22 protein-coding genes, 1 tRNA gene and 1 pseudogene are annotated in these 18,345 nt (G+C 49.6%); 13 read left to right on the top strand and 11 right to left on the bottom strand.

The features are described from left to right. From H8L47_RS28470 to H8L47_RS28445, 6 genes and pseudogenes are all read left to right on the top strand, one after another. Positions 1-308, top strand: a pseudogene (locus tag H8L47_RS28470) (bifunctional DNA primase/helicase); the annotation flags it as partial. Positions 309-326: 18 nt separating this feature from the next. Then, positions 327-473 carry a hypothetical protein gene (locus H8L47_RS28465; RefSeq protein ID WP_186957211.1) on the top strand — a complete coding sequence of 49 codons (147 nt, stop codon included), beginning with the start codon at positions 327-329 and terminating at the stop codon, positions 471-473. After that, positions 470-625 (top strand): hypothetical protein, encoded by a 156-nt coding sequence (locus H8L47_RS28460; RefSeq protein ID WP_186957210.1) that lies wholly within the window; start codon positions 470-472, stop codon positions 623-625. Before H8L47_RS28465 ends, H8L47_RS28460 begins: the two co-directional genes overlap by 4 nt. Continuing rightward, positions 603-815, top strand: a complete 213-nt coding sequence (locus H8L47_RS28455) for a DUF7706 family protein (protein ID WP_456243388.1) — start codon at positions 603-605, stop codon at positions 813-815. The genes H8L47_RS28460 and H8L47_RS28455 overlap by 23 nt, the downstream gene beginning before the upstream one ends. Before the next feature lie 19 nt (positions 816-834). Continuing rightward, complete coding sequence (locus H8L47_RS28450) at positions 835-1,824, top strand: phosphoadenosine phosphosulfate reductase domain-containing protein (protein ID WP_186957208.1); 990 nt, start codon at positions 835-837, stop codon at positions 1,822-1,824. A gap of 94 nt (positions 1,825-1,918) precedes the next feature. Next, complete coding sequence (locus tag H8L47_RS28445; protein WP_186957207.1) at positions 1,919-2,185, top strand: hypothetical protein; 267 nt, start codon at positions 1,919-1,921, stop codon at positions 2,183-2,185. A gap of 26 nt (positions 2,186-2,211) precedes the next feature. Here the strand turns inward: H8L47_RS28445 and H8L47_RS28440 are convergent, their stop codons facing one another. Together H8L47_RS28440 and H8L47_RS28435 are read right to left on the bottom strand one after the other, a co-directional pair. After that, on the bottom strand, positions 2,212-3,210 hold the full coding sequence (locus H8L47_RS28440; protein WP_186957206.1) for a tyrosine-type recombinase/integrase: 999 nt from the start codon (positions 3,208-3,210) through the stop codon (positions 2,212-2,214). A 153-nt stretch (positions 3,211-3,363) separates the two neighbouring features. Next, positions 3,364-3,438, bottom strand: a tRNA-Arg gene (locus tag H8L47_RS28435). Positions 3,439-3,614: 176 nt separating this feature from the next. Here H8L47_RS28435 and H8L47_RS28430 point away from each other — a divergent pair. Both H8L47_RS28430 and H8L47_RS28425 read left to right on the top strand, forming a co-directional pair. Beyond that, a complete protein-coding gene (locus tag H8L47_RS28430; RefSeq protein WP_186957205.1) occupies positions 3,615-5,525 on the top strand; it encodes an ATP-binding cassette domain-containing protein in 1,911 nt (636 codons plus the stop codon). 197 nt (positions 5,526-5,722) lie between these two features. Continuing rightward, positions 5,723-6,469, top strand: a complete 747-nt coding sequence (locus tag H8L47_RS28425) for an SDR family oxidoreductase (protein WP_186957204.1) — start codon at positions 5,723-5,725, stop codon at positions 6,467-6,469. Between the two features lie 8 nt (positions 6,470-6,477). Here the strand turns inward: H8L47_RS28425 and H8L47_RS28420 are convergent, their stop codons facing one another. Further along, the gene (locus H8L47_RS28420) at positions 6,478-6,867 is read right to left on the bottom strand and encodes a thioesterase family protein (protein WP_186957203.1); all 390 of its coding nucleotides are present in this window, start codon (positions 6,865-6,867) and stop codon (positions 6,478-6,480) included. Positions 6,868-7,195: 328 nt separating this feature from the next. On the opposite strand from H8L47_RS28420, the gene H8L47_RS28415 reads away from it, so the two are divergent. Next, entirely contained in the window at positions 7,196-7,879 is a 684-nt protein-coding gene (locus tag H8L47_RS28415; RefSeq protein ID WP_186957202.1) for a DUF4124 domain-containing protein, read from the top strand. A gap of 71 nt (positions 7,880-7,950) precedes the next feature. Here the strand turns inward: H8L47_RS28415 and H8L47_RS28410 are convergent, their stop codons facing one another. Both H8L47_RS28410 and H8L47_RS28405 read right to left on the bottom strand, forming a co-directional pair. Continuing rightward, positions 7,951-8,487, bottom strand: coding sequence for a cysteine hydrolase family protein (locus H8L47_RS28410; RefSeq protein ID WP_186957201.1), 537 nt, complete (start codon positions 8,485-8,487; stop codon positions 7,951-7,953). A 121-nt stretch (positions 8,488-8,608) separates the two neighbouring features. After that, entirely contained in the window at positions 8,609-9,475 is an 867-nt protein-coding gene (locus H8L47_RS28405) for a LysR family transcriptional regulator (protein ID WP_186957200.1), read from the bottom strand. A 97-nt stretch (positions 9,476-9,572) separates the two neighbouring features. Between H8L47_RS28405 and H8L47_RS28400 the strand changes: the two genes are divergently transcribed. Continuing rightward, positions 9,573-10,574 (top strand): quinone oxidoreductase family protein, encoded by a 1,002-nt coding sequence (locus H8L47_RS28400; protein ID WP_186957199.1) that lies wholly within the window; start codon positions 9,573-9,575, stop codon positions 10,572-10,574. Next, the gene (locus H8L47_RS28395) at positions 10,567-11,103 is read left to right on the top strand and encodes a lipocalin-like domain-containing protein (protein ID WP_186957198.1); all 537 of its coding nucleotides are present in this window, start codon (positions 10,567-10,569) and stop codon (positions 11,101-11,103) included. Before H8L47_RS28400 ends, H8L47_RS28395 begins: the two co-directional genes overlap by 8 nt. Here H8L47_RS28395 and H8L47_RS28390 read toward each other — a convergent pair. Both H8L47_RS28390 and murB read right to left on the bottom strand, forming a co-directional pair. Next, positions 11,083-12,603 carry a C13 family peptidase gene (locus H8L47_RS28390; protein WP_186957197.1) on the bottom strand — a complete coding sequence of 507 codons (1,521 nt, stop codon included), beginning with the start codon at positions 12,601-12,603 and terminating at the stop codon, positions 11,083-11,085. The genes H8L47_RS28395 and H8L47_RS28390 overlap by 21 nt on opposite strands. A 128-nt stretch (positions 12,604-12,731) precedes the next feature. Continuing rightward, positions 12,732-13,760, bottom strand: a complete 1,029-nt coding sequence (gene murB / locus H8L47_RS28385; RefSeq protein WP_186957196.1) for a UDP-N-acetylmuramate dehydrogenase — start codon at positions 13,758-13,760, stop codon at positions 12,732-12,734. Between the two features lie 88 nt (positions 13,761-13,848). Between murB and H8L47_RS28380 the strand changes: the two genes are divergently transcribed. Both H8L47_RS28380 and H8L47_RS28375 read left to right on the top strand, forming a co-directional pair. Beyond that, positions 13,849-14,334 (top strand): YajQ family cyclic di-GMP-binding protein, encoded by a 486-nt coding sequence (locus H8L47_RS28380; protein WP_186957195.1) that lies wholly within the window; start codon positions 13,849-13,851, stop codon positions 14,332-14,334. Positions 14,335-14,365: 31 nt separating this feature from the next. Then, complete coding sequence (locus H8L47_RS28375; protein WP_305258232.1) at positions 14,366-15,004, top strand: retropepsin-like aspartic protease family protein; 639 nt, start codon at positions 14,366-14,368, stop codon at positions 15,002-15,004. Positions 15,005-15,066: 62 nt separating this feature from the next. Here H8L47_RS28375 and H8L47_RS28370 read toward each other — a convergent pair whose 3' ends face one another. The 4 genes from H8L47_RS28370 to H8L47_RS28355 all read right to left on the bottom strand — a co-directional run bounded on the left by H8L47_RS28370 (position 15,067) and on the right by H8L47_RS28355 (position 18,184). Beyond that, positions 15,067-15,459 carry a hypothetical protein gene (locus tag H8L47_RS28370; protein WP_186957193.1) on the bottom strand — a complete coding sequence of 131 codons (393 nt, stop codon included), beginning with the start codon at positions 15,457-15,459 and terminating at the stop codon, positions 15,067-15,069. Between the two features lie 2 nt (positions 15,460-15,461). Beyond that, a complete protein-coding gene (locus H8L47_RS28365) occupies positions 15,462-16,235 on the bottom strand; it encodes an ATP-grasp domain-containing protein (RefSeq protein WP_186957192.1) in 774 nt (257 codons plus the stop codon). 39 nt (positions 16,236-16,274) lie between these two features. Continuing rightward, positions 16,275-17,336, bottom strand: a complete 1,062-nt coding sequence (aroG, locus tag H8L47_RS28360) for a 3-deoxy-7-phosphoheptulonate synthase AroG (RefSeq protein ID WP_186957191.1) — start codon at positions 17,334-17,336, stop codon at positions 16,275-16,277. A 425-nt stretch (positions 17,337-17,761) separates the two neighbouring features. Continuing rightward, complete coding sequence (locus tag H8L47_RS28355; RefSeq protein ID WP_222616717.1) at positions 17,762-18,184, bottom strand: tetratricopeptide repeat protein; 423 nt, start codon at positions 18,182-18,184, stop codon at positions 17,762-17,764. Positions 18,185-18,345: the final 161 nt, after the last annotated feature.

Below are 18,345 nucleotides of genomic sequence, written 5' to 3'. Positions count from 1 at the left end.
ACCATGTGCTCGTGCAGGAATTCTGGGAGGCGTTTGATTATCTGGATAACGGGGATATGTCGATCTTGAATCATTCGCGTGACCCGTCTTTGATTGCAGTCAATCTGAATCATTTCCTGCAGGTGGCCACGGAGAAACGTCAGCAAGTACCCCTTTTGCGCGACTTGAAGAAGGTGCTGAAAACCAGCAGCCGCCGCAAATTTGTAGAAACAAACCGGGTTGTCAACAGCGTGATCCGCAGCACGCAATCACCCATGGCCACCCCTTCCACATCAGTGAAATGCTGGATTTTCCAGACTGAAAAATAACCAAAGAAAGGACGAAATATGAGCTTTCAAGTCTATGTAAGAACGGTCACAAGCAAGTATGAGTACATCGCCATTGCCCAGGACGCCTGCGCTGTCTTTGGCGCAGCCTATGACTTTTTCGGTGCCTGTGGCGTCACTGTCAAACCGTGGCGAGGTGAAAAATGATTGTGGCTAAACACCGTATTTTGCAGGCGTATGCCGTCACTTATGAGCCTGGTAAGACCAAAACGGCCCGCTTTGATGAAGTTGCCCGGCTGTTGGGTATCGATGCTGAAACAGTGGCCGTCATCGTGAATGAAAACGTGGGGGTGCAGTGAAATGAGAACGGTGAAAATTACTTCGTACATGAATGAGGCTCAGGCCCAGGCTTTGGCGCAATTTTTTAAGCGAATCGGGTTTTCTGAATTTAAACAGCTTGCTGTCAGTATTGATGAAGCCTATTTGATGCAGGAAGGTGCGCTGAAGGTTGCAGATGCGCTTGCGGATAATGGCTTTGCGCCTCGCTGATCACTACGGAAAAATACAAATGTCAATAATTCATGTGGTTTCAATTTCTGGCGGCAAAGATAGTACAGCGACGGCAATACTCGCCATCGAGCAACACGGCGTAGCCAATTGCCGGTTTGTTTTTGCGGACACTGGAAACGAGCACGAAGAAACATATAAATATGCGCTGTCTTACCTTCCGGCAGCGTTGGATATTCAGGTAGATGTCGTGCACGCCGATTTTTCAGACGAATTTGCTGTTAAGCGTGCCAACCTGGCCCGCATTGCTGCAGGTGAACCAGAGTCTGCAATTTATGGGACGCGCAAGTTTAAATACAACTGGACGCCAGAGGCCGCAGCACGGGCATTAGAGCTGCTTTACACCACCGGGAACCCTTATCTTGATATGTGCATGTTAAAGGGTGGTTTTCCCTCTAGAAAACGTCAATTTTGCACCGAGTATCTGAAAACGATCCCTTTAACCGAATACTGCATGAATGTCATTGACGATGAACATGCGGTCTGGTCTTGGCAAGGTGTACGCATTGATGAAAGCCATTCAAGGCGGACGCGCTTGCAGGGAACTGGCGCATGTGTGAAATCGTTTGAAGTCGTTGGCGGAGGCCTTTTCAACTACAGACCTATATTGCGCTGGAACGTGCGTGATGTGTTTTTAGCGCATGAATTGGCTGGCATTGAGCCAAACCCTTTATACAAGCAAGGTATGACGCGGGTTGGCTGTATGCCCTGCATCAATTGCAGCAAAGCGGAGCTGCATGCAATTGCAAAGCGGTTCCCAGAACACATAGAGCGCATTGCCAAATGGGAGGCGCTGGTTTCTGAAGTCTGTCGGCCGCGTTCGCCTGTCTCATTTTTTCACCTTGGTACCCAGGGACACAAGGGTCAGGCATCGACGATTTTATCTGTCGTTGAATGGGCCAAAACAAGCCGAGGTGGTAGGCAGTTTTCCTTGTTGACTGACCTGGACGAGCCGACTGCATGTTCGTCCGCTTACGGCCTTTGCGAGTAAAGAGCGTTGCTACTAAGCCTCCAAACAGCAGTTTTAACTATACATAATTTGTAGTCGCAGGACCCACAATAAATAAAAAGAAAGGAACATCAATATGAGCGATCGTGAAATTCTGGAAAAATTCGCTGCAGCCGTGGCAGAAAAGGTACGGCCTGCTGTACCACTTGCCGTTGACTATTGGGATATCGCCCACATCGCAACTATCCTGAAGCGAGAGCCGCAGGTGGTTCGTGAGCGTATGGCGTGCTTGCCGAGCTTTCCTAAAGCCAGGCGCTTGCCAACCAAGACAGGCAGAGCGCAGCCACTATATAAGGCCACTGAAGTACTGGCGTGGATAGAAAGCTATATCGAGAAAAACTAAGGACAGCCACCATCTGGTGGCTTTTTTTATAATTTCTTGGCTATCTCTGCTGCAGTCTCGTTGTAATAGATTTGCAGCATTTTTAAATCAGTATGCCCAACCATGCGCGCCAGTTCTAACACGTTGAGTTTCTTGGCCAGCCTTGTAATGGCTTCGTGCCTGGTGTCGTGGAAATTTAGACCGTCAATATCTGCTGCCGTTTTCATTTTTCTGAAATTGGCGTCCAGAGTCGATGATGTCAGATCAAACAGTGTTTTGCCCTCTTCGGGCGTTGGCAAATATCCCAGCAGCTCGACGGCCCTTGATGACAGGGGAACATCCCGGCGCTTGCCGTTTTTGGTGTCGTGCAGCTTGGCAACGTTGCCGTTGATGTCACCAGGCTTAAGCCCGCAGATTTCGCCGGCACGCATGGCGGTTTCGATGGCAAATAGAAACGCTATGCCTACTTGTTGCTTTTTCTGTTTGGCGACCTCTTCACAAAAGCCGGATGCCAGCGTGATACGGTCGATCTCGTCTTCTGATATCAATCTGTCACGTGGTGCGGGGTTTTTGGGCCTGCGCACGTCAGTCGTGGGGCTGGATGAGATCCACTTCCATTCGCGCCTGGCGGTGCTGAACACATGGGATAGCAATGAAAGATCACGATTGACCGTTGAACCGGCCACTTTGTCGACGTTAATACGCTTGTCGCGCCATTTGCCGAGGGTATCGGCAGTGACGGCCGTGATATTAAAATCACGCAATTTGACTTTGCCGATCAGCTCTTCGCCCAGGGTGGCCAGGCGTACTTGCTCCCATTTTGGCTTTTTTTTGTGGATGGAAACCTCTTTTCCGTAACGGTCAAAGGCATCACCTACTGTTTTTTTGGTATTTATTCCCTCAGAAATGTCGCGCCGGATCTGAGTTTCGCGCTCTGCGGCCCAGGCTACGGCCTCTGCCTTGGTGGAAAAGGACGCAGATTCGCGTACACCTTTGATAGCAATTTGGACGCGCCAAGCGTTCACTGCCTTTTTGAAGCTAGCCATGTTCGTAAATTGTTCGTAAATTTTTCGTAAAGGCTAACAGAAAACAACGTTTTTAAGTGTTATTTTGTAGTTTTGACATTCTTGGATATCAACGCTAACCCTTTGATTTTATTTGGATTATGTTGATTTTAGGGGGCTATTACTTTGGGTGCCTGGTCCCGCCGACAGGAATCGAACCTGTATCTTACGCTTAGGAGGCATACGTTCTATCCATTGAACTACGGCGAGACACGGTGAGAAATACCCGGTTTTACTTGTGCATTTCTCAATCAGCCCGCCATCTTACCTGAGCTTGGGCCAACAATCAATTCAGCAGGTGAGTTTAGCCGCCTAGCTAGCGTACAATACTGCTTTTCTCTAATTTATGTCCGCGCATCTCCCTGATGCCGGTTCCACAGGGTTTTATGGCAGTTATCTCATTAAGCGATGCCCAATTGGCATTCGGTCACGTTGCTCTGCTCGATCATGCAGAGTTTTCCATAGAAGCAGGCGAACGTGTTGGCCTGATCGGGCGCAATGGTACGGGCAAATCTTCCTTGCTCAAGATCATTGCCCGCACTTCCAAGATTGATGATGGCCTGCTGGTCATGCAGCAAGGTATCAAGATTGCCTATGTCGAGCAGGAACCGCAATTTGACATGGAGCTTAGCGTGTTTGATGCGGTTGCATCTGGTCTGGGTGAGCTGCCTGCCCTGTTGCAGGAATATGAAGCTCTGACTGGCCAGTTTGGCGGTGACAATGATGATGCCCTGATGGAGCGCATGCATGACATACAGGTAAAACTGGATGCAGCAGATGCCTGGAGCTTGGGTAACAAGGTAGAAACCACACTGGACAAGCTGAACCTGTCAAAAGACGCCATCATGGGCACGCTGTCAGGCGGTATGAAAAAGCGCGTGGCCCTGGCATGTGCGCTAGTCAGTGCACCTGATGTCCTGCTGCTGGACGAACCAACCAATCATCTGGATTTCTCATCGATACAGTGGCTGGAAGTTCTACTGAAAGACTTTAAAGGCAGTGTGCTGTTTATCACCCATGATCGTAGTTTTCTGGATAATGTAGCGACGCGCATCATAGAACTGGATCGCGGCAAGCTGACTTCTTTCCCTGGCAATTTCACGACTTACCAAACCCGCAAAGCAGATCTGCTGGAAAATGAAGAAGTAGAAAACGCCAAGTTTGACAAATTTTTGGCGCAAGAAGAAATCTGGATACGCAAAGGCGTCAAAGCCCGTCGCGTGCGCGATGAAGGCCGCGTCAAGCGCCTTGAACAATTGCGCCTGCAACGCAGCGCCCGCCGTGAACAGCAAGGCCAGGTCAAGCTGGATGTAGGCTCTGGTGAACGTTCAGGCAAGATCGTGGCCGAACTGGAAAATGTCAGCAAACGCTTTGGCGAGAAAGTCATCATTGATGATTTCTCCAGCATTATTTTGCGTGGCGACAAGGTTGGCCTGATAGGCCAGAATGGTGCCGGTAAAACTACCCTGCTGAAACTGATTTTGGGCCAGGATGAACCAGACAGCGGTACCATCAAACAAGGCAGCAAATTGCAGATCGCTTACTTTGACCAGATGCGCGCGCAACTGGATGAAGAAGCCAGCCTGGCAGACACGATAGCGCCGGGTAGTGACTGGGTAGAAGTCAATGGCCAGCGCAAGCATGTGATGTCTTATCTGGGTGACTTTTTGTTCGCCCCAGAACGCGCCCGCTCACCGGTTAAATCACTCTCAGGTGGTGAACGCAACCGCCTGTTGCTGGCCCGTTTGTTCGCCAAACCAGCCAACGCACTGGTGCTGGATGAACCGACCAATGATCTGGATATCGATACGCTGGAATTGCTGGAAGAATTGCTGGAAGAATACACTGGCACTGTCTTTCTGGTCAGCCATGACCGTACCTTCCTCGACAATGTAGTGACCCAGGTTATCGTGGCTGAAGGTGAAGGCCAATGGCGTGAATTTATCGGTGGTTATAGTGACTGGGAACGCTACCGCAGCACAGTGCCGGTCACCAAAACAGCGAAGACCGAGCAAAAACCAGCAGTGGCAGCCGTATCGACCATGAGTGCACCGGCAGCAGCCAAACCGAAAAAACTCAGCTACAAAGAGCAACGTGAGCTGGAAGAACTGCCCAAGCTGATCGCGGCACTGGAAGCTGAGCAGGCATCCATCACCGCAAAACTGGCCGATGCCAATCTGTATAAAAACGGCCCTGAGCAAGCCAATCAATTGAATGCACGGCATACTGAAATTGATGAGCAATTGCTGGACGCACTGGAAAAATGGGAAGTGATAGAAGCCAGGAGCAAAGGCTAATTACCCACAGCATCCCCTAGCAATTGCTGGGGATGCATTACAGCAGGGTGCGCCATACGCACCACCCCACTCTCGAAAAAACCCTTTCAAACTCTACGCCATCTGCGAAAAATCTTCATCCCGGTTACCATGCTGTGATGATTTATTTTTCGCAATTTTGATGCATGATTCCATTCATCAATTAAGAGGGAGTAGCCATGACAAAAGTAGCATTGGTCACAGGTGGCAGTCGCGGCATAGGTGCTGCCACGGCACAGCAATTGGCAGCCGCCGGTTACGCAGTCTGCATCAATTACCTGCACAACCATGAAGCTGCACAGCAAGTCGTGCAAGAGATACAGGCGCAAGGTGGCACTTCCATTGCCATACAGGCTGATGTTGCCAACGAAGTGGAAGTCGTGCGCCTGTTTGCCGAGATGGATGCGCAATTGGGCAAGCTGGATGCACTGGTCAATAATGCGGGCATCCTCATGCAACAATGCCGGCTGGAGGATTTGACGGCAAAACGTATCAACCGCTTGCTCAGCACCAATGTCACCAGTTATTTTTTATGTTGCCGCGAAGCGGTGAAACGTATGTCGACCAGGCATGGTGGTCGAGGTGGCGCCATCGTGAATGTGTCATCAGCCGCGGCGCGACTAGGTTCAGCGAATGAATATATTGATTATGCGGCCACCAAGGGCGCGATTGATACCCTGACCAAGGGTTTATCGATAGAAGTGGCAAATGAAGGCATACGCGTCAACTGTGTGCGGCCTGGCTTGATTTATACCACCATGCATGCTGACGGCGGTGAAGCCAACCGCGTCGAAAGATTAAAAGTTGGCGTCCCCATGCAACGCGGCGGCGCACCCGAAGAAGTAGCTGCGGCTATCTGTTTTTTGTTGAGTGATGCGGCTTCTTATATCACGGGCAGCTTTGTTGACGTATCAGGTGGACGATAGATTTATTGTTACACACCACGGGCTGATGCCATCGCTTGCAGGGTCTGATCCCAGGCCAGCAATTGGGCTGGTGGTTCGTCAAAACGTATTTGCAGCAATGCAAATGGTCCCACGCTTAAACTCCCTCGTTTAAACTTCATCTTGACCAGCACCTCTGCATGCAGAGTATCGCGTGTATAGATTTCATGTGAAAAATAGGTGCATTTTTCATTTGCATACATGATACGGGTATCTACCCGCACTCGTTGAAAAAGACGTACCGGCCTCATAAAACTCACCAGCTGCGATACATTCACAAAGGCCGTGCCGCTCGCCAGCATGGGAGCCAGCAATCCAGTTCTAATCACAAAATCCAGTTGTGCGGATTCTGCAAGCAGAAAATACTTATCACTCTTCAAAGTCTTGATACCTGTGTCCCAGGGGCCAATCCAAAAATATGTGCAAACCCTGTTCGCAACGCCTGTGCACTTGCGGCCAAATCGACAGGAAAACAAGCCAAGTAGTACTGTGAAAATATGACGGATCAATCCAGACACAGCTACACCCTCTATGCAAGAGAAAGGATAAAACGATAAGCAGTCATCGCTTTGGCAACTTGCTCACGTATAAGCAGGACTATTGGAGATACAAGCCGTGAACTAAAAACCTTGTGAGTGTTTTGACCATTTTACCATCGGGGATGGTAAAGTTCAGCTTTAAAGATTTTCAAAAACAGGCTTACTCAGTATGTTAACATTTCGCGCCCTCACCACATCCCTTGGCATTTCAGCATCCCTGTTGGTGGGTTTAAGCACCGGCTTTGCCACGACAGCTCAGGCGCAAAATTTGTATCGCTGTGGCAGTACCTACCAGGACAAGCCCTGCGACAATGGCCAAGCCGGTCAATTGATCAAGAAAAATCCCAGCCCGTCAACTTCAGACAAACCTCCGCTGGATGCGAATTGCATACGCCGTGGGGAAGAAGCAAAAAAAATACTATGGCTAAAGGAAGGTGGCGCATTCCAGGATAAAGTGGCAGCAGATGCCAAGACCGGGGACCAGCGCAGATTGGTTGCAGATGTCTATGCCCTGCGCGGCAATTCCAATGACATACGCCTCAAGATAGAAAGCGACTGTATGGCAGAAAAAGAGAATGACCGCAAATTTATTGGCCGCTCGAATGAGGATGACGTCAACCGCCATCTGGCCGCTGAGCGCAAAGCGACAAACGGGATGAATTCAAAAGAGAGCGGCAAACCTGATGCCAGTGAAGCTGCGCGCAAGCAAGAGGCATGTGAGAATGTACGCAGGCAGATCAGTGCTGTAAGCACCAATCAGAAAGTAGGTGGCAGCGCGCAAGAAATGGAAGCCATGGCTGACAGCAGGCGTAAAATTGAGGCCAACCTGAAAGATATGGGCTGCTCCAAATAAGCATGTAAGGCCTGGGCAAGTTTATGAGTGCAGGAACAAGCTCACTCTTGACTCCGACCACACTTAATGCATCAAACCCGGATACCAAACACCTCTTCCGTCGTACGCACCATGATGCGGCTATTGACGGGCGTGGCAATATTCGACCACACCCAGTTATGATGTTCGACTATTTTTTCTGCCCGCATATGCGGCCTGTCCCCCGTTGTATGGGCATCTGATAAAGCTGTTACATCAAACCCGTGAGATGCTGCTGACCGTACAGTCGTATCCACACAAAATTCAGTTGCCAGGCCGCACAAGATCAAATTGCGCGCACCAGTGATTTTCAAATGTGCCAGCAAACCTGTCTCAGCAAAAGAGTCACAGGCGGTCTTATCAACAAATACATCGCCAGGAGTAAAAGGCAACTCTGGTATCACCTCCCAGCCTGCCGAGCCTAACATTGCATCATCATTGGAATGGCGCACAAAGATGACTTGTCCACCATGCTGACGAACATGCTCAGCAGCACGACTGATACGGGTAATCACATTAGTCTTGTCAAAACGTGGCGTTCCACCATGCAGCCAGGCGTTTTGCATATCAATAATTACCAAGGTATCCATTTGGCAACACCTCAAAGTTCTAAAACCTTATGATACTGCGTCCAGCGTCTGTGCGTGCAGTGCAGCAATCCTGTCAAGGCGTCTAATTTGTTAAAAATTACTGCAAGCAGAAAGAAAAATATTAGTTCAGCAAGTTTTGTATTGCTTCATTTGCAAACAACTCTATTAATTGGTCAGCCACTGCCCTTACTCTGGGAGATCGCCTGACATCATCGTGCATGACCAGCCAGAGTTTTCTTTGTACGATACTTGCATCTTGCTCTATGCGATACAAATCACGGTGAATCTGATGTAAATAATGTGGTAATACAGTGACCCCTACACCTGCGGCCGCACATTGCGCCATGACCATCTGATCATTGCTGCGTAGGTTGACTTTGCGTTGTCCCAGGTAATTTTCCAGCCACTGGTGATGTGGCGTGGGAGAATTTTTTTCATATGCAATAAATTCCCAATCCCCGGCGGCATGTTTCTTCAGATAGGATTTGCTGGCATACAGTCCGTAGCCTACGCTGGCAAGGGGTTTAATGACCAGGCCCGCAGTTTGCGGGCGCGTCATGCGCAGGGCTATATCTGCTTCGCGCTTGCCCAAGCTGACATGGTGACGTTCAGCCTGTAATTCCAGTTCTATGTCAGCCAGGCTGGTGCATATTTTTTTCAGATTAGGAGCAAGTACAAAGGTGGATAATGTAGGAGGTGCAGAAATGCGCACTACTCCCTCCATTTTTCCTGTCTGCAGTGCTTTTCTTTCAAAACTGAACCAGCGTTCTTCCACCTCCCGGGCATGAGCAACCAGGTCCCGTCCTTCAGTCGTCAATTGCCAGCCACGCACCAGCCTGTCAAATAATCGCAAACCTAGCGCCACCTCCAGCGCATCAATGCGCCTTGCAACCGTCGTATGCTCAACTTGCAGGCGACGCGCAGCGCCGGTCAAGGTGCCGCTGTCGACGAGCGCCAAAAAATAACGTAGATCATCCCAATTCATCATGGTGCAATTATGCACAGTCCGGGCGAAGATTTCAGTAATTTTCTTTTTCTGCTACTTTGATTAAGCTGCGAGTCATTCGTTCAACGAGAGAAAGACTATGCAAGCAATACAATTATTTTCGCAAGGTGGTCCGGACGTACTGGAGTTACGTGACGTGGCAATGCCTTTGCAAAAAAATGGCGAGGTGCTGGTACAGGTTAGCTACGCCGGGGTAAATTATGCAGATGTGTACCAGCGCAATGGACAAAATCCAGCCATCCTGCCTTGCATCCCTGGCGTCGAGGGTGCTGGGATTGTGATAGCAGGAAATGCGTCTATACCATCTGGCAGCAGGGTGGCATGGCTATCGCAAGCAGGATCTTATGCGGAACACCTTTCCATACCAGCCTGGAAACTGATCGTATTACCAGCAGACGTGAGTACGCACGATGCGGCAGCAGCCATGCTGCAAGTCGTTACAGCACAATACCTATGTGAAACCAGTTATCGTGCGCAAGCTGGCGAGACGGCACTAGTGCATGCCGGTGCAGGCGGAGTTGGCCTGCTGCTGACCCAGATACTGAAACACAAAGGGCTCACAGTCATCAGTACGGTATCAACTTCAGAGAAAGCCAGCCTGGCACTAGCAGCCGGTGCTGATCATGTAGTACTGTACAGCGAGACTGATTTCATCCGTGCCGTAAAGGATTTGACGCTGCAGCAAGGTGTGCATGTTGTTTACGACTCAGTGGGGCTGCAAACTTATCAAGGCAGCATGGCATTATTACGCCCTCTTGGGAGCTTGGTGCTGTTTGGTCAATCCAGCGGCAATGTGCCACCCATTGACCCCATGCACTTGTGTCGCCAGGGATCCTTGTTTTTGACGCGCCCTACCCTCGCCCACCATGTTGCAGACGCGGAGAGTCTCAAATACCGCAGTCAGCGAGCCATAAGCTGGCTGCGCGATGGCATAGTCGATTTGCGCATACATCATATCTATCCACTGGAGCAGGCAAGCCTGGCACACGCCGATCTTGAGTCACGTCGCACTACCGGTAAATTACTACTGGCTGTCAGCTCAGCTGCGCGCAAGTGCCTGACAAGGAGCAAGCATGAATAATACATTCAACAAAATAGCATGCATGGCACTGAACTGCATTGCACTACTAAGCCCGCCCGCCCATGCTTTCATGGAGCAAGACATAGACAAGCACATGCAAGCACAAAAGCGCTTATCTGGCACCTGGAAGCTGACGGCCGCACCAGAAATACGCGCCGATGGTAGCCAAAGTGCCAGTTTTGGCATCAATCCCCATGGCTTACTCATCGTTGATGAAAATGGGTATTACTCTTTACAGATCTACAAATCCATACGCAGCAAATTTGCAAGCGGCGACAAACGCAAAGGTACAGAAGCTGAATATCGCGCAGCCGCCATCGACACCAGCTCACATTATGGCCGTTGCTTTATCGATACCGAACGTAATGTGCTGGTGTTCAGAATAGAACATGCATCCCTCCCCAACTGGGATGGCAGCGAGCAAACCAGCCAATTCGAACTCAAGGGCGATGAATTGACATATCGCGTACCGGCCAGTGCCAGTGGCAACGGCATCGCTGCCATTTCTTCATGGAAGAGGTTGCGCTGAGGGCAAGCGCAGCTCAAGTAATTTCAACCTGTCGCGAATATTCGCACCCATTGCTATTTGTGGATTGGAATAGCCATCGGTCTTGCCAGCCTCTTCTTCGCGCTGTTTGATAATGGGTCTTGCCGAAGCAAGCGCAGTTTCAAAAGACAGAGTCTTATTGCGTAACTGTTCATCGTACATGGCGCGACCAAAAAAAGTCAGGTCTGATTTACTGCCACAACCATAGGAAGTATGATCGGCATCAGATGCGGTCATTACCAGCGTGTCAGCATCTGACAAGGGTGCAATCCAGTTGCCGGCATAGCAGGCAGAAATTGATATTACCCTGTGCTTGATGCCAGCCTCACCCAGCCAACGTTTCAAGTCTTCTGGTGTAACGGTGTTAACCGTCAACGGCCACATCCCGGCCGACAATTCGCCATCGCTGGCACCATGGGAAGACATATGCAGGAACAGGATATCTTCATTGACATCCATACGTTTTGCCACGTGTTGTATGGCCCGCTGCAGGTTCAATGGAGTTGCCCAGGGCAGGCTATTCATGGTACCGGGGTTATTCACAAGTTGCAGACTGCGCCCAGCAGCATCAAACCGTTTCTCCATGACTTGCGTGACCATGCTGGTTTCATTCAGGAAGACATTTTCATCACCATAAGGTGCAAAGTTCAGGCTATACAGATCAATAATTCCAGTCCTTTGCGGCTGAAGCCCGCTCATTTTCTCCTGGAACAATGCCGCTTGCGCCTCAAATACTTCCTGAGAAATATCCGGCGTCCTATCACTACTATCTGCTTCGCTGCTTTCCACTCGTTTCGGATACCAGAAATGTGGAGGACGGGTAGTGATTTGCATCGCAATGCTGCTGACGGTGACAAAGAATATGAGCACCATGGACCAAGCACGGCGATCACATGCTCTCCACAAAAAGACTGATTGAATTGCTATCGTTAACAAGAGCGGAACAAGGTAGATCAGCCAACTGATGACCTGACTGAAACTGCCATACGTGATCCAGCCCAGGTACATCGACAGGCCAAAAGGCAGGTTTAAGATCAAGAACAAAAACAGGCCTTGCGCCATCGAGAGAACAAATAAATGACTGGCGCTGGGCGCCGTGCTGCCATTGCTTCCATCCGGTTTAACAGGATCCCGGCGCAAGCTGAAACAAAGCCAGGCCCATGACGCAAACGCAAACCAGTTTGCGCCTATAGCGCGAAAATGAAAATCAGCAGGGCCCGCTATTGCCAGGCGCTGCAAACACAAGGTAGCGAGTATGTACCCAGTCACCAGGATCAACATGATGACCGGTGAAGCGGGTATTCCTTCCCAGCGTGGATGCTTTAAGAAACTGGTTCTTAAAGTCTCATTGATTAAACGCCCCCACTCTGGTTTTTCTTCGGCACTTATGTTTTCAGGCGAAGTAGCAGGTAATTGTGGCTCCAGCCCACCCTCTGCTTTTCCAGGCTCATTTGCAGCATGCACATTATTGGATTCGGACATAAAAACTCAGAATGATATTTTTTTGGATCAGATTTAACATTGAATCGTCACTGCAAAACTGGCAGACATACTCAAACTGGGCATGGATTGTCTTGCCAACATTATCTGCGTGGAGCAAAGTAACGCGATCAGAAAAAGACTGGCTCTACCTCTAATTTGACAGCAAATCTGGCATATACATCGGCGGATACTGCCTGAGCCAGCGCCCGCACCTCTGCCCCGGTTGCACCACCATGATTAACCAGCACCAGCGCCTGCTTCTCATACACGCCCGCCCGACCCAGTTGCCTTCCCTTCCAGCCACATTGATCTATCAGCCAGCCGGCTGCCAGTTTGTAATCGCCACTATCCTGGCGGTAGCTGACCAGGGTGGGATACACAGCCAGCAAACTGTCGCGCTGAGCTGCAGGTACGATCGGGTTCTTGAAAAAGCTGCCTGCATTACCTATGTTGGCTGGGTCTGGTAATTTGGCCTGACGTATTTCAATGATGGCGGCACTGATGTCCTTGGGCGTCGGGCTATCTATCTGATGCTGACGTAGGTATTGCGCGACATCGACATAAGCCAATCTTGCCTGCCAGCGCTTTGGCAACGCAAAACGTACGTTGACGATGACCATGCGGTCTTTATACTCCCGCTTGAAAATACTATCTCGATAGGCAAAAGCACATGTTGCCTTGTCGATATCGACCAACTCGCCGCTGGTAAAATCAAAAGCAGTCAGGCCGGTGAATACATCCTGGATTTCCATTCCGTAGGCACCGATATTCTGTATCGGTGCAGCACCTACGGTGCCAGGTATCAGAGAGAGATTTTCCATCCCGCCCAGGCCCTGCTCCAGCGTCCACAGCACAAACTCATGCCAGTTCTCGCCTGCTGCTGCCTGTACGTAGACATAATCCTCATCCTCATCAAGGATTTGCCTGCCCTTCAAGCCCATCTGCAAAACCAGGGCATCTACCTGATCAGACAACACCAGATTGCTGCCACCTCCCAGGACCAGGCGTGGCAGAGCTTTAAGCTGGGCATCGGCAAAGATGGCTTGCAGTTGCGTTAGCTGCTCTATACGCAAAAATTGCCTGGCACGGGCCGCAATACCAAAGGTATTCAAGCTTTGCAGAGAATAATCTGCTGAAAATGTGAGTAAATTCGTCATAAGACCCGAATTATAGCCTTTGCTCTCTCATGCCTGCCTGCATTTGCTAAAATGGCGGTTAATTCATCATTTTATGCAAGGAAGCAAGATGCCCTCTTTCGATACCGTCTCTGAAGCGAACATGGTTGATGTCAAGAATGCCATTGATCAAACCAATAAAGTGGTCACCAACCGCTTTGACCTGAAAGGCAGTAGCGCCAAAGTCGAACAAAAAGACCGTGAATTGACGATCTATGGCGATTCCGAATTTCATCTTGATCAGGTTCGCCTGGAATTGACGATGACACTGGCCAAGCGCAATGTCGACGTGCGTTTTCTCGATATGGGTAAGATCGAAAAAATTGGCGGCGACAAAGTCAAGCAAGGTATCAAGGTAAAGAACGGTATAGAAACCGAAGATGCCAAGAAAATCGTTAAAGCCATCAAGGACAGCAAACTGAAAGTGCAAGGGAGCATACAAGGCGATGCAGTACGTGTCACTGGTACCAAGCGTGATGACCTGCAAGCCGCAATGGCGATGTTGCGCAAGGAAATCAAGGACCTGCCTTTGGAATTCAACAATTTCCGCGACTAACAACTAGATTAAGCCAATAATGCCATTATCTGTGAAATATTTGAAACGACTCAGTGCTATGAGCTTGCTGGTTTGCTCCGCATTGAGCCATGCGACCGATATAGGTGTGGTTGGCTTGTTCCCGGGCAAGGCTATCCTGGTGGTAGATGGCGCACCACCTAAAACTTATACAGTAGGCAGCAATATCAGCAGCGACACCAAACTCATCGATGCAGATCGCGAATCAGCCACTGTCATGGTGAATGGCAAGCGCAAGGTCTTGATCCTGGGGCAGACAGTGCACAGGTCCGCGGCCAGCAATAATAGTAGTGTCGTCTTGAAAGCTGGTGACCGCGGCCACTTCATGGCACAGGCAACGGTCAATGGTGGCAGCGTGAATATGATGGTCGATACCGGAGCCAGCCTGATCGCCCTGCCCGCTGCTGATGCCATCCGGCTAGGTATCAACTATAAAAAAGGTCAGCTAAGCTCAAGCCGCACTGCGGGCGGCGTTGTCCCCACGTATATCATCAAACTGGATACAGTCAGGATTGGCGACGTGGAACTCAATCAGGTTGATGCCTCGGTGATAGAAGGAGGTCTGGATGTGCCTTTGCTGGGCATGTCTTTCTTGAACCGTATGGAAATGCGGCGTGAGGGGGATCAGATGACGTTAACAAAGCGGTATTGATTTTCCTCGCCGCTACCTGTCTTGCTACAGCTGAACACATGGCTATTGTGCAGACAAATAACTCATTCTCTAAACAGCAAATCACCACTGCCATAAGAAATATAATTCTCATCACAAACACCACAAGAGCGCCAAAAATAGCTTTGATGTTTACTGCAAAACGAGTTTATATGTGGATCGCCGGTTTCTTCTGCGACGACACTGGTGCCGGCCAAGAATCCACTGGGTGGGGCGGCACTTGCTAGTTCAAGCGCAGTTTTCCATCCCAACGTACAAAAAACTTGCATTCGTCTATCAAGTTTAACCGCTTTACTCACCTCTTGATAACACTGAGCAAGACTCAAATAATTCTTATACAGCTCGGCCAAATGCTTTGCAGCAGCCAATTTGCTATTCGGGTCAGGAGTCGCCCAAACCGAAAACAATGCGGGGTCATCAAGAAACATCGGTTCCATACCTATCGACCTGCTGTAAGAAGCAAAATTTCACGCCATCTCGCCCAAGTAATATCCCAATATATTCTTGCAGAAAGTCCGTCATAAGCACCAAATGAAAAACCGTCATTCATTTCTATGAGTGCAGTCTTTCCTTGCGGTGTGACACCAAAATCAATGGCAAAACCTGCTGGTGCAATGTGGGCATCCAATAGTGCTTGCAGCGCCTTCTCTATGACATTCATGTCTGGCCGCATAGTTCCATCACCGCGATGATCACAGAGTTTGATATCCTGAATTTTTCCATACAAAACATACACCCGCCATTCGCTCAAAAAAGTGACTGGTTCTGAAACCCATACTGGCATGCTTTTAGAAACCCCGTTAAACCGATAGTCGTCAGCAAATTCTGGAACAAATCCAGTAAATCGCTTCCAGCCTGAAACTGGCTTGACGAACACCCGTGGCCCGCCATTCTCCAAACGATCCAGCACACGTCGCAAGCTTTTTTCTTGCCATACTTTCCGGTACAGCCAGGGCTTCAATACTTCAGGGTACGGTGTATGCTCCGGCAATTGCGTTCCCAGCAAACGTAAAGCATGGTGCACGAAGGGCACCGTCCCCATCACCAGCGTGTCAACTGAAAGTGCTAACTTCCCGCGCTCCATCATTTTTTCTGAGGCAGTCTCGACTGGCAGGTCGAGACTGCCTGCATACTCTGCGATCAGTCTTTGCTCATGATCCAGCTTGCCTGGCATTTTTGCAGAAACAATCACTTTTGCAGGCAAAGTAAGCATGAAACTCTAGAGTAGCTAAGGATATTTGAAAGTGCAGGTTCAATAAGACTGCTTCAACCGCCTTTGTTTTACTGCCTCAGCCAGCCCTTCCAGCACTTTGATACTTGACTCCCAATCGATGCAACCATCTGTCACGGATTGACCATAGACCAGTTCCTTGCCTGGCACCAGGTCCTGGCGACCAGCGACCAGATGGGATTCGATCATGACACCCACAATGCGAGTATCGCCATCGGCAATTTGTTTGCCTATGTCAGCGCATACGGGTATCTGGTTGGCAGGATTTTTCGAGCTATTGGCATGTGAAGCATCAATCATCAGGCGTGACGCCAGGCCGCTGCTGGCGATGTCCTTGCAGGCAGCATCAACGCTAAGGGCATCATAATTGGGTGTCTTGCCACCGCGCAGAATGATATGGCAGTCTTCATTGCCATTGGTAGAGACAATCGCGGAATGGCCGCCCTTGGTCACGGATAAAAAATGATGTGGTTGAGAGGCAGCCTTGATCGCGTCAACCGCAATTTTGACATTGCCGTCAGTGCCGTTCTTGAAACCTACAGGGCAAGACAGGCCGGATGCCAGTTCTCTGTGGACTTGTGACTCAGTGGTGCGGGCACCAATTGCGCCCCAGCTAATCAGGTCAGCAATATATTGCGGGCTAATTACGTCAAGGTATTCAGTACCTGCAGGCAGGCCCAGTTCATTGATGTTGAGCAGCAGTTCACGGGCAATGCGCAAACCATCATTGATACGGAAACTGTTGTCGAGGTAAGGGTCATTAATGAGCCCTTTCCAGCCTACTGTGGTGCGCGGTTTTTCGAAATACACGCGCATGATGATTTCCAGCTCACCGGCAAAACGTGGCCGCTCTGCTGCCAGTCGTTGGGCATATTCCATCGCGGCCTTGGTGTCATGGATGGAGCAAGGGCCAATGACGACCATGAGTCTGTCATCCTGACCATGCAAGATACGATGCAGGGCGGTGCGGGCATTGGCGGCGGTTTCCGACGCTTTTTCGGAGCAGGCAAACTCACGTATCAAATGTGAGGGTGGAACCAGTTCCTTCATTTCGCGTATGCGTAAATCATCGGTGCGTTGCATGTCTTCTCCTGAAAATTTCTTAAAAAAAATAATATTTGTCAATGTAGTAAAAATTCTGGCCGGTAAAGATGATTACTATTCAATTTGTTTTCTGGCCTCATCGCGATTTACTGGTAATAAATGCAAGGGCAAAAAAAAACCGCCTGATCGGGCGGTTTTTTAGAATTTGGGTTTAGCTCTTTTTCTTCGAGTGCTTACCGTCTTTCCACCGCCCTTGGCTTGGAATAGCTAAAATAAAAGAAGAAAAAGAAAGCAGTGTGTTTCATATCAATATTTGCGTATGTATTCAGCTCAATTATTGTTTATACATGATTATGCCCATCAAAATGGGCATCTCAAAACTATAGTGCCTCAGAATTCAGCAATTTGCAAGAATGTTCCAGAAATAAGCTTATTCATTTTGTGACGCTTGCACTCATTCATACTCATTTTTTCCACAATGGAGGCGGCTCTGGCGGAACATCCCCCTGATTGGGATAGGCACCAGGAACCGGGGCTTTTCTTTGCACTGCCGTGACTTGCGGGGTATTGCGGTTCATCCAGTTGCGCAATTCATTCAGGTTGGCAGCGATATCGGTACGATTGGGCGCAAGGCGGCTTGCTCTTTCCAGCAAGTTCAAGGCTTTTTCATTATCGCCTTGAGCGGCCAGTGCTACCGCCTGGTTATTCAGTGCAGAAGCATCAAAGGGATTGATCTTGGCGGCTTCGGCAAATTTTTTACTGGCTGCACTATTATTCCCTTCTGCCAGCAAGTTACGTCCTTCTACATTGGGATCTTGCGCATGTGCACTGGTGCTTGCACCCAGCACCAGTGCACATGCGCTGACAAATTTAACAATGGATCTCATGACTTTCATCTTGCTTTCTCAATTAATACATTAATTACCCTGATAGTAAGCCTTGGGAGCGACAGGCGGGAAGCCGACCGGGCTCTTGCGTGGCTCAAAGCTATAGCGCAGATAAACCGCTGCCGAGGTGTCGTTGAAGTCTCCTGAGTTGTCTGCACTGA

The sequence above is a fragment of the Undibacterium umbellatum genome (assembly GCF_014284125.1).
GTDB classification, from domain to species: Bacteria; Pseudomonadota; Gammaproteobacteria; order Burkholderiales; family Burkholderiaceae_D; genus Undibacterium; species Undibacterium umbellatum.
The sequence above is the reverse complement of the archived record's forward strand: the minus strand, read 5'-3'. Positions and strand labels throughout refer to the sequence as shown.

Bases quoted from the DNA above. Each gene is read 5' to 3' on its own strand.
- H8L47_RS28400 (WP_186957199.1), top strand. From the start codon at position 9,573: ATGCAAGCAATACAATTATTTTCGCAAGGTGGTCCGGACGTACTGGAG.
- H8L47_RS28455 (WP_456243388.1), top strand. From the start codon at position 603: ATGAAAACGTGGGGGTGCAGTGAAATGAGAACGGTGAAAATTACTTCG.
- H8L47_RS28440 (WP_186957206.1), bottom strand. From the start codon at position 3,210: ATGGCTAGCTTCAAAAAGGCAGTGAACGCTTGGCGCGTCCAAATTGCT.
- aroG (WP_186957191.1), bottom strand. From the start codon at position 17,336: ATGCAACGCACCGATGATTTACGCATACGCGAAATGAAGGAACTGGTT.
- H8L47_RS28410 (WP_186957201.1), bottom strand. From the start codon at position 8,487: ATGGATACCTTGGTAATTATTGATATGCAAAACGCCTGGCTGCATGGT.
- H8L47_RS28425 (WP_186957204.1), top strand. From the start codon at position 5,723: ATGACAAAAGTAGCATTGGTCACAGGTGGCAGTCGCGGCATAGGTGCT.
- murB (WP_186957196.1), bottom strand. From the start codon at position 13,760: ATGACGAATTTACTCACATTTTCAGCAGATTATTCTCTGCAAAGCTTG.
- H8L47_RS28460 (WP_186957210.1), top strand. From the start codon at position 470: ATGATTGTGGCTAAACACCGTATTTTGCAGGCGTATGCCGTCACTTAT.
- H8L47_RS28450 (WP_186957208.1), top strand. From the start codon at position 835: ATGTCAATAATTCATGTGGTTTCAATTTCTGGCGGCAAAGATAGTACA.
- H8L47_RS28465 (WP_186957211.1), top strand. From the start codon at position 327: ATGAGCTTTCAAGTCTATGTAAGAACGGTCACAAGCAAGTATGAGTAC.
- H8L47_RS28445 (WP_186957207.1), top strand. From the start codon at position 1,919: ATGAGCGATCGTGAAATTCTGGAAAAATTCGCTGCAGCCGTGGCAGAA.
- H8L47_RS28355 (WP_222616717.1), bottom strand. From the start codon at position 18,184: ATGAGATCCATTGTTAAATTTGTCAGCGCATGTGCACTGGTGCTGGGT.
- H8L47_RS28405 (WP_186957200.1), bottom strand. From the start codon at position 9,475: ATGATGAATTGGGATGATCTACGTTATTTTTTGGCGCTCGTCGACAGC.
- H8L47_RS28430 (WP_186957205.1), top strand. From the start codon at position 3,615: ATGGCAGTTATCTCATTAAGCGATGCCCAATTGGCATTCGGTCACGTT.
- H8L47_RS28415 (WP_186957202.1), top strand. From the start codon at position 7,196: ATGTTAACATTTCGCGCCCTCACCACATCCCTTGGCATTTCAGCATCC.
- H8L47_RS28365 (WP_186957192.1), bottom strand. From the start codon at position 16,235: ATGCTTACTTTGCCTGCAAAAGTGATTGTTTCTGCAAAAATGCCAGGC.
- H8L47_RS28370 (WP_186957193.1), bottom strand. From the start codon at position 15,459: ATGGAACCGATGTTTCTTGATGACCCCGCATTGTTTTCGGTTTGGGCG.
- H8L47_RS28395 (WP_186957198.1), top strand. From the start codon at position 10,567: ATGAATAATACATTCAACAAAATAGCATGCATGGCACTGAACTGCATT.
- H8L47_RS28390 (WP_186957197.1), bottom strand. From the start codon at position 12,603: ATGTCCGAATCCAATAATGTGCATGCTGCAAATGAGCCTGGAAAAGCA.
- H8L47_RS28380 (WP_186957195.1), top strand. From the start codon at position 13,849: ATGCCCTCTTTCGATACCGTCTCTGAAGCGAACATGGTTGATGTCAAG.